Source organism: Mycobacterium sp. NGS50 (assembly GCF_059812545.1).
This window is the reverse complement of record NZ_JCALCW010000026.1, coordinates 43,190-57,517: the sequence shown is the minus strand read 5'-3', so window position 1 is coordinate 57,517 and position 14,328 is coordinate 43,190. Positions and strand designations below refer to the sequence as shown.

General features: G+C 68.6%; 15 protein-coding genes. 7 read left to right on the top strand and 8 right to left on the bottom strand.

The features are described 5' to 3' along the window. Nucleotides 1-60 precede the first annotated feature (60 nt). A complete protein-coding gene (locus AC5Y36_RS18025) occupies nucleotides 61-615 on the top strand; it encodes a hypothetical protein (protein ID WP_500042302.1) in 555 nt (184 codons plus the stop codon). A gap of 21 nt (nucleotides 616-636) precedes the next feature. On the opposite strand, the gene ispF is transcribed toward AC5Y36_RS18025, so the two are convergent. From ispF to carD, 3 genes are read right to left on the bottom strand one after another with little or no spacing between them, the layout of a single operon-like run. Further along, nucleotides 637-1,113: a 2-C-methyl-D-erythritol 2,4-cyclodiphosphate synthase gene (ispF, locus tag AC5Y36_RS18020; RefSeq protein WP_500042301.1), complete on the bottom strand. Its 477-nt coding sequence runs from the start codon at nucleotides 1,111-1,113 to the stop codon at nucleotides 637-639. Beyond that, nucleotides 1,110-1,772 (bottom strand): 2-C-methyl-D-erythritol 4-phosphate cytidylyltransferase, encoded by a 663-nt coding sequence (gene ispD, locus AC5Y36_RS18015; RefSeq protein ID WP_500042300.1) that lies wholly within the window; start codon nucleotides 1,770-1,772, stop codon nucleotides 1,110-1,112. Before ispD ends, ispF begins: the two co-directional genes overlap by 4 nt. Before the next feature lie 16 nt (nucleotides 1,773-1,788). Further along, on the bottom strand, nucleotides 1,789-2,277 hold the full coding sequence (gene carD, locus AC5Y36_RS18010; RefSeq protein ID WP_500042299.1) for an RNA polymerase-binding transcription factor CarD: 489 nt from the start codon (nucleotides 2,275-2,277) through the stop codon (nucleotides 1,789-1,791). Between the two features lie 269 nt (nucleotides 2,278-2,546). Here carD and AC5Y36_RS18005 point away from each other — a divergent pair, with 269 nt between their 5' ends. From AC5Y36_RS18005 to disA, 3 genes are read left to right on the top strand one after another with little or no spacing between them, the layout of a single operon-like run. Then, nucleotides 2,547-3,110: a copper chaperone PCu(A)C domain-containing protein gene (locus tag AC5Y36_RS18005; protein WP_500042298.1), complete on the top strand. Its 564-nt coding sequence runs from the start codon at nucleotides 2,547-2,549 to the stop codon at nucleotides 3,108-3,110. Between the two features lie 34 nt (nucleotides 3,111-3,144). Next, nucleotides 3,145-4,584: a DNA repair protein RadA gene (radA, locus tag AC5Y36_RS18000; protein WP_500042297.1), complete on the top strand. Its 1,440-nt coding sequence runs from the start codon at nucleotides 3,145-3,147 to the stop codon at nucleotides 4,582-4,584. 2 nt (nucleotides 4,585-4,586) lie between these two features. Then, the gene (gene disA, locus AC5Y36_RS17995) at nucleotides 4,587-5,693 is read left to right on the top strand and encodes a DNA integrity scanning diadenylate cyclase DisA (RefSeq protein ID WP_500042296.1); all 1,107 of its coding nucleotides are present in this window, start codon (nucleotides 4,587-4,589) and stop codon (nucleotides 5,691-5,693) included. 6 nt (nucleotides 5,694-5,699) lie between these two features. Here disA and AC5Y36_RS17990 read toward each other — a convergent pair whose 3' ends face one another. From AC5Y36_RS17990 to AC5Y36_RS17980, 3 genes are all read right to left on the bottom strand, one after another. Continuing rightward, nucleotides 5,700-6,500, bottom strand: coding sequence for a hypothetical protein (locus AC5Y36_RS17990; protein ID WP_500042295.1), 801 nt, complete (start codon nucleotides 6,498-6,500; stop codon nucleotides 5,700-5,702). Nucleotides 6,501-6,610: 110 nt separating this feature from the next. Further along, the gene (locus AC5Y36_RS17985; RefSeq protein WP_500042294.1) at nucleotides 6,611-9,472 is read right to left on the bottom strand and encodes an MMPL/RND family transporter; all 2,862 of its coding nucleotides are present in this window, start codon (nucleotides 9,470-9,472) and stop codon (nucleotides 6,611-6,613) included. Next, the gene (locus tag AC5Y36_RS17980; protein WP_500042293.1) at nucleotides 9,465-9,845 is read right to left on the bottom strand and encodes a hypothetical protein; all 381 of its coding nucleotides are present in this window, start codon (nucleotides 9,843-9,845) and stop codon (nucleotides 9,465-9,467) included. Before AC5Y36_RS17980 ends, AC5Y36_RS17985 begins: the two co-directional genes overlap by 8 nt. A 133-nt stretch (nucleotides 9,846-9,978) precedes the next feature. Between AC5Y36_RS17980 and AC5Y36_RS17975 the strand changes: the two genes are divergently transcribed. Further along, nucleotides 9,979-11,187, top strand: a complete 1,209-nt coding sequence (locus AC5Y36_RS17975) for a sensor histidine kinase (RefSeq protein ID WP_500042292.1) — start codon at nucleotides 9,979-9,981, stop codon at nucleotides 11,185-11,187. A gap of 1 nt (nucleotide 11,188) precedes the next feature. Further along, the gene (locus AC5Y36_RS17970) at nucleotides 11,189-11,860 is read left to right on the top strand and encodes a response regulator transcription factor (RefSeq protein ID WP_500042291.1); all 672 of its coding nucleotides are present in this window, start codon (nucleotides 11,189-11,191) and stop codon (nucleotides 11,858-11,860) included. Here AC5Y36_RS17970 and AC5Y36_RS17965 read toward each other — a convergent pair. Further along, nucleotides 11,857-12,486 (bottom strand): carbonic anhydrase, encoded by a 630-nt coding sequence (locus tag AC5Y36_RS17965; protein WP_500042290.1) that lies wholly within the window; start codon nucleotides 12,484-12,486, stop codon nucleotides 11,857-11,859. The two genes, AC5Y36_RS17970 and AC5Y36_RS17965, sit on opposite strands and share 4 nt — an antisense overlap. Here AC5Y36_RS17965 and AC5Y36_RS17960 point away from each other — a divergent pair. After that, entirely contained in the window at nucleotides 12,485-13,396 is a 912-nt protein-coding gene (locus AC5Y36_RS17960) for an HhH-GPD family protein (RefSeq protein WP_500042289.1), read from the top strand. The genes AC5Y36_RS17965 and AC5Y36_RS17960 overlap by 2 nt on opposite strands. 82 nt (nucleotides 13,397-13,478) lie before the next feature. Here AC5Y36_RS17960 and AC5Y36_RS17955 read toward each other — a convergent pair whose 3' ends face one another. Continuing rightward, nucleotides 13,479-14,231, bottom strand: a complete 753-nt coding sequence (locus AC5Y36_RS17955) for an alpha/beta fold hydrolase (protein ID WP_500042288.1) — start codon at nucleotides 14,229-14,231, stop codon at nucleotides 13,479-13,481. Nucleotides 14,232-14,328 lie beyond the last annotated feature (97 nt).

The following is a 14,328-nucleotide window of genomic DNA, read 5'->3' as shown; positions in this document are numbered from 1 at the left end:
TTTATCGCTGCAGTAGCTATCGCGGGGGCTGCGTCGGCGCACGCCGACGTGCCGAATGATATGAACGAGCCTGCGCCGGCCGCCGTGACCGAAGCGGGTGCTCCCCAGCCCGCCGATCAGGCCAGCGCTGTCGGCGGTGCCGCAGCCGGGGTCGGTGCGGGTGCCGGGAGCGCCGGCGGCATCGGCGCATCGATCGGCAGTTCCATGGCGATGATGGGTCCGATGCTGGCCATGTACGCGCCGATGATGGCGCTGCCGATGCTGACCCCTGCCCTGAGTTCGCTCGCCGCGCAGTCGGCTGCAGGCGCTGGAGATACGACCGGCGACGCGGCAAGTACGGCCGCCGATTTGGCCGCCGCGCCGGCAACCGCCGCCATCGACCCGGACTTGGCCAACATGCTCAGCAGCTTCGACGCCTCGGACCTTCTCACCACGGCCCCAGTTGATCCGACTGACATCGTCACCGGTGTTAGTGATGTCGTCGACCCCGGTGTAATCGCCGATACCGCCGCGAACACCGCCACCGACATGGCTACCAGCGTCGGTACCGACCTGGCGCCCAGTGTCGGCGGTGAGGTCGCATGCGGCGTCCTCACCATCTTCGGATGGTGCTAGGTCCAAACCAACAGGTTCTGGCTACTGCGCAACGATCAATGCGGTAGCGATCGCTGCCAGCCCCTCACCGCGGCCGGTCAATCCCAGACCGTCGGTGGTCGTCGCCGAAACCGAAACCGGCGCGCCCAGCAGGTCGGACAGCACGCGCTGAGCCTCGGCCCGCCGCGGGCCGATCTTGGGGCGGTTGCCGATCACCTGCACCGCGACATTGCCGATCACGAAACCGCGTTCGGCAAGCATTTCGCGGACGTGGCCGAGCATCGCGGCCCCGGTCACCCCGGCCCAGCGGGGATCGTCGACACCGAAGACCGCCCCGATATCGCCGAGTCCGGCCGCCGACAGCAGGGCGTCGCACATGGCGTGCGCCGCAACGTCGCCGTCGGAGTGCCCGGCGCAGCCGTCGGTGTCTGGGAACTGCAGGCCCAGCAGCCAGCACAGCCGTCCCGATTCGATTGGGTGAACATCAGTCCCGAGCCCGATGCGCGGTAGCGGATTCATCGCCGCACGATCGTTTCGGCCAGCATCAGATCCAACCCGTTGGTGATCTTGAATGCCAGCGGGTCGCCGTCGACCACCTGCACCTGCACTCCGATGTGCTCGACCATCGAGGCGTCGTCGGTGAACGCGCCCGCCCCGGCGCGCTGGTAGGCGCGGGTGAGCAGATCGGCAGCAAAGCCCTGCGGCGTCTGCACCGCGCGCAGGCCGTCACGTTCCGGAGTGCCCAACACCGCGCCGTTGGCGTCGACGGCTTTGATGGTGTCGGCGACCGGCAGCGCGGGCACGACGGCGAGGTGACCGGCGCGCAGCGCCTCGACCACACGCAGGATCAGCGCGGGCGGGGTGAGCGGCCGGGCGGCATCGTGTACCAGTACGAATTCGGGATGTCCGGCGGCTTGCAGGGCCAACCGCACCGACTCGAGCCGCTGGGCGCCCCCGGCGATGACGGTGGCGTCCGACCCGAGGATCAGCTTGGCCTGGTCAATGCGGTCGGCGGGCACCGCAACCACCACGTGGTCGACGACCCCGGATTCGCGCAAGCCGAGCACGGCGCGCTCCACCAGGGTGTGTCCGCCGAGTTCGACGAACGCCTTGGGAACCCCGGCCGCCAACCGTTCACCGGACCCCGCGGCCGGAACGACCGCGACGGTGCCCGTCAATGAATCCTCCGGGAACTCAGGATGCGGCGGCCAGGACCTCGTCGAGGATGGTCTCCGCCTTGGCGTCGTCGGTGTTCTCCGCCAACGCCAGTTCACCAACAAGAATCTGCCGCGCCTTGGCTAGCATCCGCTTCTCGCCGGCCGACAGCCCGCGCTCCTGGTCGCGGCGCCACAGGTCACGCACTACCTCGGCAACCTTGTGAACATCGCCGGAGGCGAGCTTCTCCAGGTTGGCCTTGTAGCGGCGGGACCAGTTCGTCGGCTCCTCGGTGTGCGGGGCGCGCAGCACCTGAAACACCTTGTCGAGGCCTTCCTGCCCGACCACGTCACGCACACCGACATATTCCGCGTTGTCGGCGGGGACCCGGACGGTGAGGTCGCCCTGCGCGACCTTCAACACGAGATACTCTTTTTTCTCACCTTTGATGGTCCGGGTTTCGATCGCCTCAATTAATGCGGCACCGTGGTGTGGGTAAACGACGGTGTCTCCGACCTTGAAAATCATCTGATTCGAGCCCCTTTCGCTCCTCCATGTTAACACGCGCCGCAGACACCCGCGGATCAACGGTGCAGGTCAGGGGCATCGTCACCGAAAGCCCGGGGTTGACAGGGCGACGAATTCGTGCAACAGGTCACACCATTTGCACCGCTGCCGAGCCTGCTCAGCGCCCCGGGCAGCGCCCAACGGCGCCCTGCGCTACCGCAAGCCGAGGCGTCCTACTACAGTGCATAGTCACAACCGCAGAGTCGGTTTCGCTGGGCAGGAGGCTTTGAGTGAACCGCTTCGTTACCCGCCTCTCGGCGGCGGCCGCAGGCCTGGTGACCGCCGTCGCGCTCGCCGGCTGCGGAACCGGCCAGATCTCGCAGACCGCGAACCAGGAGCCTGCCGTCAACGGCACCGGGGGCGTCCTGAAGAACGTGTCGCTGCGCAATGTGCGGATCCAGGCCGAGCAGAACGGCGAGTCCATCCAGCCGGGGCAAACCGCCGACCTGATGTTCGTGGTCAGCAATCAGTCGCCGGACACCGACGACCAGCTGACCGGGGTGAAGACCGACATCGGCAAGGTGGCCTGGCCGGGCGCCAAGAGCTTGCCGGCCGGCGGCATGCTGATCGTCGGGACCCCCGCAGGCGCGGATGTGGCACCGATGAACGCCCTGCAGAAGCTGCACGGCGAGAACGTGAAAACCGGAACCGCCACGGTCGCGTTGACCGAGGCGATCAGCAACGGCCTGACCTACGACGTCACGTTCACCTTCGCCAAGGCCGGCAGCATCACGCTGGGGGTGCCGATCTCCGCGGTGACCAAGACGCAACCGGTGCTGGCCGGAGAACACTAACCGGCTGTCATACCGGCCCGATACGGTCACCACCGTGGCCAAGGCACGATCGCACTACCGCTGCTCGGAGTGCCGCCATGTCACGGCCAAATGGGTGGGTCGGTGTCCGGAATGCGGAACCTGGGGCACCGTCGACGAAGTCGCTGCCCCGACCTCGGTGCCCGGCGCCGCCCGAGTCGCCCCGTCGTCTCCTGCAGTGCCGCTGAGCTCCATCGAGCCGGGCCGCACCCGCCACCATCCGACCGGTGTCGGTGAACTGGACCGGGTACTCGGCGGCGGAGTGGTGCCCGGATCGGTCACCCTGCTGGCCGGGGACCCCGGTGTCGGCAAGTCCACGCTGCTGCTGGAGGTAGCTCACCGCTGGGCGGAATCCGGTCGGCGTGCGCTGTACGTCTCCGGCGAGGAGTCGAGCGGGCAGATCCGGTTGCGCGCGGAACGGACCGGATGCAGCCACGACGAGATCTACCTGGCCGCCGAATCCGACCTGCAGACGGTGCTGGGGCACATCGACACGGTGACGCCGACGCTGGTGGTGGTCGACTCCGTGCAGACCATCTCCACCACCGAAGCCGACGGGGTCAGCGGCGGCGTCACCCAGGTGCGGGCGGTGACCGGCGCGCTGACCGCCGCCGCGAAGACCACCGGGGTGGCGATGGTGCTGGTCGGCCACGTCACCAAGGACGGCGCCATCGCCGGACCACGTTCGCTGGAACACCTGGTCGATGTGGTGCTGCATTTCGAGGGTGACCGCCACTCGGCGTTACGGATGGTGCGCGGGGTGAAGAACCGGTTCGGGGCCTCCGACGAGGTCGGCTGCTTCCTGCTGCACGACAACGGGATCGAGGGCGTGGCCGATCCCTCCGGGCTGTTCCTGGAGCAGCGGCCCGAACCGGTTCCCGGCACCGCGATCACGGTGACGCTGGACGGCAAACGACCGATGATCGGCGAGGTCCAGGCGTTGCTGGCCGCCTCGGCCGGCGGGTCGCCGCGTCGCGCGGTCAGCGGCATCGACCATTCCCGGGCCGCCATGATCACCGCGGTGCTGGAGAAGCACACCGGATTCAAGACCGCGGCCAACGACATCTATCTGTCCACTGTCGGCGGCATGCGGCTGACTGATCCCTCCGCGGACCTGGCGGTGGCCGTCGCGCTGGCCTCCGCGATCCTGGACGTGCCGCTACCGGCGCACACGGTGGCGATCGGCGAGGTGGGGCTGGCCGGTGACCTGCGGCAGGTGGCCGGGATGGATCGCCGGCTGGCCGAGGCGGCCCGGCTCGGATTCACCACCGCGCTGATCCCGCCCGGGTGCACCGCGGTGCCGCCCGCGCTACGCACCTTGGAGGCCGCCACCATCGCCACCGCGCTGGGACACCTGCTCAACGTCGGCGGATACCGTGCCGGCGCACCCACCCGGCCGCATAGCCTGGATGCGCCCGCCGAGCACGTCGGCACCGAACAGAACGGATGGTCGTGAGTATGGGCAGACGGACGGTCCGGGCCATCGCGCCGGCGCCCCAGCCCACCTTGCGCGACGCCATCGAACAACTGGCGCCCGGGACACCGCTGCGCGACGGCCTGGAACGGATCCTGCGGGGCAGAACCGGCGGGCTGGTGGTGCTGGGCTGCGACGAGCGGGTCGAGGCGATCTGCGACGGCGGCTTCGAACTCGACATCCGCTATGCACCGACCCGGCTGCGCGAGCTGGCGAAGATGGACGGGGCTGTGGTGCTGTCCACCGACGCCAGCCGGATCGTGCGGGCCAACGTCCAGCTGGTGCCCGACCCGTCGATCGCCACCGACGAATCGGGCACCCGGCACCGCTCGGCCGAGCGCACCGCGATCCAGACCGGGTTCCCGGTGATCTCGGTGAGCCACTCGATGAACATCGTCACCGTGTACGTCGGCGGGGAACGCCATGTGCTCGCCGACTCGGCGACCATCCTGTCGCGGGCCAATCAGGCCATCGCGACGCTGGAGCGCTACAAAACCCGGCTCGACGAGGTCAGCCGGCAGCTGTCCCGGGCCGAGATCGAGGACTTCGCCACGCTGCGCGATGTGATGACCGTGGTGCAGCGGCTCGAGATGGTCCGCCGCATCGGTCTGGTGATCGACAACGACGTGGTGGAGCTGGGCACCGACGGCCGTCAGCTACGGCTGCAGCTCGACGAACTACTCGGCGGCAACGACACCGACCGTGCATTGATGGTGCACGACTATCACGCCAATCCCGAGCCGTTGTCCAAGGAGGAGGTGGCCGCCACGCTCCGCGAACTGGACACCCTGTCCGACACCGACCTGCTCGACTTCACCACGCTGGCAACAATTTTCGGATATCCGTCGACGGTCGAGGCGCAAGACTCGGCGATGAGCGCACGCGGCTACCGGGCGATGGCCACGATACCGCGGCTGCAGTTCGCCCATTCCGATCTGTTGGTCCGGACGTTCGGAACGCTGCAAGGCCTGTTGGCGGCCAGCGCCAGCGACCTGCAGGCGGTCGAGGGCATCGGCGCGATGTGGGCCCGTCACATCCGCGAAGGGCTCTCACATCTGGCGGAGTCGACGATCGCCGACCGGCTGGACTGACCGTCGTCAGTTGTGCGGCGGCCCGGGCGCCGGCGGCGGTCCGGGCGGCGGCCCCTGCGGCGGGGACAGCTGCCCGTCGGCCGGCGGCGCACCTTCCTGGGGCGCCCCGGTGGCCGGGGATGCCTCGGCCAGGACGAACGGCACCGTCGCCGATCGCAGGTTCCCCAGCTGCACGACGAGGTTGTAGGTTCCGGGCCCGATCGGCTGCCTCGGCAGCGGGCACTGCGGCGCCGAACCCATCCCCGTCCACGTCACCGCGGTGGTCACCTGCTCGCCCGGGGTGAAGGTCTTCACCAACGTCTCGTTGGAGGGCGCGCAGTCCAGGTTGGACCACAGCCGTTGGTTGTCCAGCGAATAGACGTAGGCCGCCAGCACCGCGGCCCCCACGTCACGCTTGCAGGCCACCAACCCGATATTGGTGACGACCATGGTGAACTTCGGCTGCTCCCCCACCGTGAAGCGGGGTTGGTTGGTGTAGCCCTTGACCGCCAGCGTCGAGTCCGGGCAGTCGTCGCCCTCCCGCAGTATCGGCGCCGGCTCCACAGCGGCCGTCGGCGTCGGGGCGTTTCCCTGGTTGGCCGCCGGCGGCGCCACCTGCGTCTGGCCGGCCTCGGGATGCGGCGCCTGGGATGCCTGCCCGGCCGGCGGCTTCTCGGCGGTCGGTTTGGCGCCCGCGCTGCTGCTCATCACCGAGACGATGATCGCGATAACGGCCCCGATGACCAGCACCGCAATGCCCAGTGCCAGCCCCCGGCGGCGCCAGTAGATTTGCGATGGTAGCGGCCCTTGCGGTTCCAAATCGAGCACGTTCTCACGGTAAGCCCAGGTCACGCAGATTCGTCCGACCCGTGTCGGCGTGTCGTTGCCGCGTTGTGACCTTGCCCGACTATTCGCCGCCGCGCATTCCACATTTGTTGTCACCGATTGACGGCCAACGCGTCCGCTACACCCGACCGCTGACCCGGCTGGGATCGGCGCCGCGTCCGCGCTGGCAGTGCTCTGGGCCACCAGAACCAGCGTCCCAACATCACCACCAACGCGGGCATCAGAAACGTCCGCACGACCAGGGTGTCCAGCAGTAGACCGACCGAGACCGTGACCCCGATCTGGGCGATGCTGGTGACACTGCTCGCGACTAGGGCGAGCATGGTGAGGCCGAATACGATCCCGGCGATGGTGACCACGCCGCCGGTGCCGGCAAACGCTCGCACTAGGCCGGTGCGGATGCCGGCGCCGGATTCTTCCCGAATCCGCAGGGTCAGCAGCAGGTTGTAGTCGGCGCCGACGGCGACCAGCGCGATGAATGCCACCGGCGCGACAGCCCAGTGCAACGGCTGACCCACCAGGTGCTGCCAGGTGAGCACACTTATCCCCAACGCCGACGCGTAGGACACGATCACCGTGCCCACCACCGCCAGCGCGGCGACCGGGCTGCGCACCATCACCAGCACGATGCCGAAGATCAACGCCAGCATCGACACCGCCAACAGCGTGACGTCGCCGCGAACCAACCCCTGCAGATCCCGGGCGAACGCCCCGACTCCGACGACATCCACCGAGACCGGGGTCAGCGTGCCCTCCTTGGTGGTTTCGGCGACGGCGACGTCGATCTGCCGGGCTCGCTGGGCGCCGTCGACGCCCCATTCCTCTCCAGCGCCGAACACCAGCAGTCGGGTGGCGCGGCCATCCGGCGAGATCAGCATCGTCAACGCTTCCCGATAACGCGGATCGACCAACGCCTGGTCGGGCAAGTAAAAGCCGCCGGCCGCGCTGGCCCGAAAGTCGGTGTCGATCTCGTGCAGAAAATCGGTGAGCTGTCGCAGCTGCGGCGAGGACGCGGCGATGGCGCCGCGTAGTTCGCCGGTGGCGTCTCGGGCCTGGCTTAGCACGTCGCGCATCGCCTGTAGCGCCGGCGGCAGTTGCGCCATCCCCGAGGTGGTGACAGCGGATCCGGCAGTGAGTTGCGCAGCGCCACCGGATAATTCGGTACTGCTTCGGACCATGCTGTCGACGGGCTCCAGCACGCGCTGCACGATCGAGCAAATCGGGTTCGTCGGACAGTCCGGGGTGGCATCGACATAGTCGCGTAGCGGGTCCAGATATCCCGACAACGTGGTGGCGCTGGTCTGCAGCCCCTCCATCCCGGAGCGCAGATCGGTGGCGGCCGAGCCGATCACGCGCATTCCGTTGGCGCCGCTCGCCATCCCGCTGCCCATGCGATCGACCGCCCCGTCGAGCCGGGTCAGCATGGCATCCAGATCGGCAAAGCGCGCCAGGCGGTCGCTCAACGAGTCGAAGCCGTCGCCGAGTCGCTGTCCCAACAACCCGGCCTGATAACTCAGGGTCGCCTCTTTCGGTACGGTGCCTGCGGGCCGGCTGGCGGATTGCACCATCCGCACCCCGGGGAGAGCCATCAACCCTCGGGTGATCCGTTCGACGGCGATCAGCCCGGCCGGGTTGCGCAGATCGTGATCGGCAGCGACCGTCACCACCGCGGGCAGCAGGGTGTTGACCGGGAAGTGCCGATCCATTGCCGCATAGCCCCGGTTCGACTCGGTGTCGGCCGGTGTCGCCGACGGTTCGTTCCAGCCGGCGCGGATACCGGCAACCGGCAACATCAAGACGACGATCAGCCCGAGGGTGGCCGCCAATATCGGCGCCGGCCAACGTGCCACCATCACCCCGATACGACGCCAGCGCCGCGCGGTGCGCGAACGGTCCGGCTCCAGCCAGGCACGTCGAGCCGCCAGCGCGATCAACGCCGGGGTCAGCGTCAAGGCGGCCAGCATGCCCATCGAAATTCCTATCGCACAGGGGATTCCGGTGCTACGAAACATGCCGATCTTGGCCAGGCTCAAACATGCCAGCGCCGCCGATACGGTCGATGCGGAACCGACGATCACCGGTGCCACTCCCCGCACGGCTGCGGTCAAGGCAGCCGTCGATTCGATGCCACGACGGCGGCCCTCCTGGTAGCGGCCGATCAGAAAGATCGCGAAATCGGTTCCGGTGCCGAGCACCATGGCCGCAAGCAAGGCAACGGTGAATAGCGACACCTCGATGATTCCGTGGCTGCCGAGCAGGGCCACCAGCGGCCGGGCGACCCCCAACCCTAAACCCACCGCGATCAGCGGGACGGCAGCCGCGACCGCCGAACGGTAGACAATCAGCAACAGCGCCATGATCACCAGCACGGTGGCAGCGGTGATAGCCAGCATCTGGTTGTCGATCGCGGCCAACTCGTCGGAGATGCTGGCGCCCGGCCCGGTGAGGTAGACGTGCAGGCCGGCGGGCGGATCGAGTCGGGCCATCGTGGCGCGTACCGCGTTGACGGCATCGGCGGCCGCAGAGGTGCCGATCATCCCTGGCAGTTGCAGCATCAGGCTGACCGCGCCACCATCGCGACTCTGCGCCAACGGCGCGGTCACCGGTGCCGACCACAGGTCAGTGACCGAGTCGACATGGCGGATGTCGGCGTGCAGGGAGGTGACCAGGCTGTCGTAGTAGCTGCGGTCGGCCGCCTGTAGTGGCTTGTCGCGTTCCAGCACGACGTAACAGAAGTTGTTGCCGGGTGGTTCGTCGAATTGTTGGGCCGCATGTGTTCCGGCGGCCACGCTGGGTGCGCCTCCGGGAATGAAAGCTCGGGAATGCGCAGCGACGACCCGCTCCAACTGCGGTACCGCCAGATTGGCGAGGGCCGCGGCCGCGATCCACCCCAGAACGATCATCGCGGCCCAGCGCTGGGTGAACCGGGCGGCGGAGCCCAGCAGATCAGGCAATGGCCTGCAGCGGGATCGGCATACCGTCGAACAGCCCGTTGAGTCGTGGTTCATCATGCTGGATCGCCCGCACCCGCACCGATCGATGCGATGCGGCGTCAAGCAGGGAACGCAGCCCCCGCTGTTGCGCCGCCAGCTCGGCTCTGGCGTCTTCGGCGGGCACCCCGTCGTGGTGGGCCTGATCCAGCTTGGCTGTCAGCGCAGTCATCCAGCGGTGCTGCAACGCCAACAGCAGTCCTTCTTCGTCGCCGAAGAGCCGCTCGATGTCAGGCAGCCTGCCGGTGAAATCCAGTGCCGCGTCCACATCTTCGGCGGCGCGTTCGATCAGTTCGGCCATGAAGGCCATTCGTTCGTGGAATTGTGTCCAGGTCATGACTTCGACGCTAGGCAGCCTGCGCGGCGCCGACATCATGCCGGAGTTCGGTTTTCGGTCTCCTACCGCGGTCGCAAACGAGATCCTCCCGCGGCATGATGTGTAACGCTGCGTCAGCTTCTACGATGGGTCGATGCTGCGAGTGAGCGAGTTCGCCCAGGGCTGGGCGAAGCGGCACGCCGTGCTGATACCTCCGGGGTTCTCGTTGATTTTCGGCATCACGATCGACGCCACGACGGTACTGATCCTGATCGGGTCCATGCTGCAGCGCACCAGCGCCGATCTGCCCGCGGTGGGCGTCGCGGCAGGATTCGTGGCCCTACCGATGCTGCTGATTCCCGTCGTGGCGGTCGGATACAAACCGGGGTTGGCGTGGATCAGCTACGTTTCGGCCTGCATCGTTCTACTGTTCGCCACCTCCACACCGGTCGCCAATGACTTCGCCCCGCTGCTGCTGGTGTTGATGACGGGCGCCGTCGCGGCCCTCACCGGGACGCTGTGGGCATCGTTGGCTTTCGTCTCGGCGGTCGCGGTGTTGGTCGCCGCGTGGGCCACACACCGTCTCGACGGGCTCCCGCTGTACCTGAGCGTGCTGGCGTTCGGTTGGTTGATCGGATACCTGCTCCGAACCCAGGCGCAGCTGCTGGTCGCCCAGCAGCAGATGCAGGCCGATTTGGCCGCCCATGCCGCCGCCGACGAGCGCCGCCGCATCGCCCGTGAAGTGCACGACGTCATCGCCCATTCGCTGTCCATCACGCTGCTGCACGTCACCGGTGCCCGGCACGCACTGCAGCAGGATCGCGACATCGACGATGCGGTTGACGCGCTCAGCGACGCCGAGCGGCTGGGCCGGCAGGCGATGGCCGACATCCGGCGCACCGTCGGCCTGCTCGATGCCGGACCGGCGGGTACTGCACCGGAACCCGGCATCGCCGACATCGGCGAGCTGATCGCGGACTATCTGCAGGCCGGGCTGGATGTCTCGCTGCGCGTCGACGGGCAAGACGACGACGTGTCGGCGGCGGTGGGGCTGGCGCTGTACCGCATCACCCAGGAGTCGCTGGCGAACATCGCCAAGCATGCGCCGGACGCGAAAGCGACAGTGGATCTGATGATTTCGCCCTCCTCGGCGCGCCTATCGATCCTCAATGCGGTGCCGGTGCCGGTGCCGGTGCCGGGGTCGGCGTCGTCCGCCGGCGGTCATGGCCTGGCCGGGATGCGGCAACGCGTCGAGCTGCTCGGCGGCGTGATCGACGCCGGCCCGTGCCGGCAGGGCTGGTCGGTGTGCGCCGATATCCCGCTGACCGAGCCCGGCCCGCCGCGGCGACGGTGCCCCCGCTGACATGGACGGCGCCGAGATTTCCGTGCTCCTGGTCGACGACCAGGACCTGGTCCGGTCCGGCCTGCGCCGGATTCTGCGCCGCAAGGACGGGTTCGTCATCGTCGCCGAATGCGCGGACGGTGACGAGGTTCCCGGTGCCGTCGCCGAGCACCGCCCCGACGTGGTGGTGATGGATCTGCGGATGAAGCGGGTGGACGGCATCGAGGCCACCCGCAGGCTCGCGGCGCCGGGGTCGCCGCCGGTGCTCGCGTTGACCACGTTCAACGAGGACGAGCTGCTGTCCGGGGCGTTGCGCGCCGGGGCGTCGGGTTTCGTGCTCAAGGACTCCTCCGCCGAGGAGGTGATCCGGGCGGTGCGCGCCGTCGCCCAGGGCGATGGCTACCTCGACCCGGCCGTCACCGCTCGGGTGCTCGGCACCTACCGCGAGGTGGTTGCCGAACGACGGGCGGACCCGGTGGTCGGGCTGACCGCCCGCGAGCTCGACGTCCTGACGTTGATCGGGCAGGGCCGGTCGAACGGTGAAATCGCCGAGGAGCTCTACATTTCGGAGGTGACGGTGAAAAGCCACATCGGTCGCATCTTTCTCAAACTGGATCTACGCGACCGGGCGGCAGCCATCGTCTACGCCTACGACCACGGCATCGTCGTACCGCGGCAGGGCGGCGGAAACTAATCGGCGGGTTCGTCACCGATTTCGCCGAGGTGATCGCGCAGCACCGCCCGACCGTCAGCCAACTGATAGGTGACCCCGGCGATCGCCAGCGTGCCGTTATCCACCCGTTCGGCGATCGCCCGCGAGCGAGCCAGCAACTGTGCGCCGGTCTCGGTCACGTGGCGGGCTTCGAATTCGTCGACCCGGGTCAACCCTTCGCGCCGGCCCAGCAGGATCGACGGTGTCACCCGTTCGACCACGTCGCGCACGTACCCGCCGGGCAGCACACCGTCGTCGAGCGCAGCCAGCGTCGACTTGACCGCGCCGCAGCTGTCGTGGCCGAGCACCACGATGAGCGGCACGTTGAGCACCACCACGGCGAACTCGATCGAGCCCAGCACCGCGGAGTCGATGACGTGCCCGGCGGTGCGCACCACGAACACGTCGCCCAAGCCCTGGTCGAAGATGATCTCGGCGGCCACCCGGGAGTCACCGCAGCCGAACACCACCGCAGTCGGTTTTTGTCCCTCGGCCAGACTGGCCCGGTATTCGATGCTCTGGCTGGGATGCTGCGGGTTTCCGGCGACGAATCGCTCGTTACCCTCTCGGAGTGCCTTCCACGCGGATATCGGGTTCGAATTCGGCATGTCCGACATTCTGCCTTGGATGCGGTGCCGCCGCGAGATGAGTATCGGTGTCGACGAACTGGTGGACTGGTATGACCGGGCCCACCGCGACCTGCCGTGGCGCCAACCCGGGGTCAGTGCGTGGCAGATCCTGGTCAGCGAGTTCATGCTGCAGCAGACCCCGGTGGCGCGGGTGCTGCCGGTGTGGACGGACTGGGTGGCGCGCTGGCCGACCGCGTCGGCGACGGCGGCGGCCAGTACGGCCGATGTGCTGCGGGCCTGGGGGAAGCTGGGCTACCCACGCCGCGCCAAGTGGCTGCACGAGTGCGCGGTGGTGATCGCCCGCGACTACCGCGACGTGGTTCCCGACGACGTCGACACGCTGCTGACGTTGCCCGGCATCGGCAGCTACACCGCCCGTGCGGTGGCCTGCTTCGCCTACGGCCAGTCGGTTCCGGTGGTCGACACCAACGTGCGGCGGGTGGTGGCCCGCACGGTGCACGGCCGCGCCGACGCCGCGGCGCCCGCGGTGACCCGCGACCACGCCGATGTCACCGCGCTGCTCCCCGACGATGCGCGGGCACCGAAGTTCTCGGCGGCGTTGATGGAACTCGGGGCAATCGTGTGTACCGCCCGGACACCGAATTGCGGCGTGTGCCCGCTGCCGTCCTGTGCGTGGCGCGCCGCCGGTCATCCGCCCGCCACCGGTCCGGCACGGCGGGTGCAGCGCTACGCCGGCACCGACCGGCAGGTGCGCGGACGGCTGCTCGATGTGTTGCGGGACAGCGATTCACCGGTAACCCGTACCGCGCTGGACCTGGCCTGGACGGCCGACCCGGTACAGCGCGACCGGGCGTTGGATTCGCTGCTGGCCGACGGGCTGGTGGAGCAGACTTTCGACGGTCGCTTCGGGCTGGCCGGCGAGGGCTAGCGGTGGCGAGGGCTAGCGGTGGCGAGGAGACGCAAATGTGCCTAATTCCATTGCGAATTAGGCACATTTGCGTCTGCTCGCGCTAGGAAAGGAACGCCTCGACGGCATCGCGGAACACCTGCGGCGCGTCGTCGTGCACCAGGTGTCCGGCGCCGGGAACATGCAAATACGTGGTCCGGTGGCCGTTCTCATGCATTTCCCGCATCTGCCCCGGCGGCGTGACCGAATCCCCGGCCTCGATCAGCAACACCGGCGCACGTACCGCTCGCCACTGCGCCCAATAGTCGCGGGTGCCCCACTCGGCGGCGATCTCGACCCACCGCTCCGCGCGACCGTGTAGCCGCCAGCCGGTCGGGGTGCGGTCGAACGCCTCCAGGAAGTACTGCCCCGCGATGGGGCCGAACTGGGCCAGCACCTGTTCGGCGGAGCTGAACTCGACCGGCAGCGCGTGCGCCCAGGGCTCCCAGGCGCCGGTGGTCATACCGCGGAAGTCTGGTGCCATGTCTTCCACCACCAGCGCCGTGACGAGTTCGGGTTGCTGCGCCGCCAGGCACCACGAGTGCAGGCCACCCATCGAATGCCCGACCAGCCGTACCGGCTCGCCCAGCGTCGCGACCGCCTCGCCGAGGTCGGCGACGAATCGCTCGGTGCTGACGGGGTAGGGGTCACAGACCTCGCGGCCGCGGTGCCAGGGCGCGTCATAGGTGTAGACCGCACCCAGCTGGGCCAGCCACCGCAGCTGCCGCGCCCAGGTGCTGCCACGGCCCATCAGACCGTGCACCAGAACCAGGGGCTCGCCGTGCCCACCGGCGTGGGTCAGCGCAGTGCTCCGCATGCCGTCCATCTTGCGTGGCAGGCCGCGTCGAGCTCGCACCGGCCGCCCGGGGACACCCTGCGGCCCGCAGCCCCACCGGGCGCGGCAGGTAGCCTTA

What these genes read in the sequence shown, in the direction of transcription:
- AC5Y36_RS18025 (WP_500042302.1), top strand. Translation starts at nt 61, where the DNA reads ATGAACGAGCCTGCGCCGGCCGCCGTGACCGAAGCGGGTGCTCCCCAG.
- ispF (WP_500042301.1), bottom strand. Translation starts at nt 1,113, where the DNA reads ATGAATCCGCTACCGCGCATCGGGCTCGGGACTGATGTTCACCCAATC.
- carD (WP_500042299.1), bottom strand. Translation starts at nt 2,277, where the DNA reads ATGATTTTCAAGGTCGGAGACACCGTCGTTTACCCACACCACGGTGCC.
- disA (WP_500042296.1), top strand. Translation starts at nt 4,587, where the DNA reads ATGGGCAGACGGACGGTCCGGGCCATCGCGCCGGCGCCCCAGCCCACC.
- AC5Y36_RS17980 (WP_500042293.1), bottom strand. Translation starts at nt 9,845, where the DNA reads ATGACCTGGACACAATTCCACGAACGAATGGCCTTCATGGCCGAACTG.
- AC5Y36_RS17975 (WP_500042292.1), top strand. Translation starts at nt 9,979, where the DNA reads ATGCTGCGAGTGAGCGAGTTCGCCCAGGGCTGGGCGAAGCGGCACGCC.
- AC5Y36_RS17970 (WP_500042291.1), top strand. Translation starts at nt 11,189, where the DNA reads ATGGACGGCGCCGAGATTTCCGTGCTCCTGGTCGACGACCAGGACCTG.
- AC5Y36_RS17960 (WP_500042289.1), top strand. Translation starts at nt 12,485, where the DNA reads ATGTCCGACATTCTGCCTTGGATGCGGTGCCGCCGCGAGATGAGTATC.
- AC5Y36_RS17965 (WP_500042290.1), bottom strand. Translation starts at nt 12,486, where the DNA reads ATGCCGAATTCGAACCCGATATCCGCGTGGAAGGCACTCCGAGAGGGT.
- AC5Y36_RS17955 (WP_500042288.1), bottom strand. Translation starts at nt 14,231, where the DNA reads ATGCGGAGCACTGCGCTGACCCACGCCGGTGGGCACGGCGAGCCCCTG.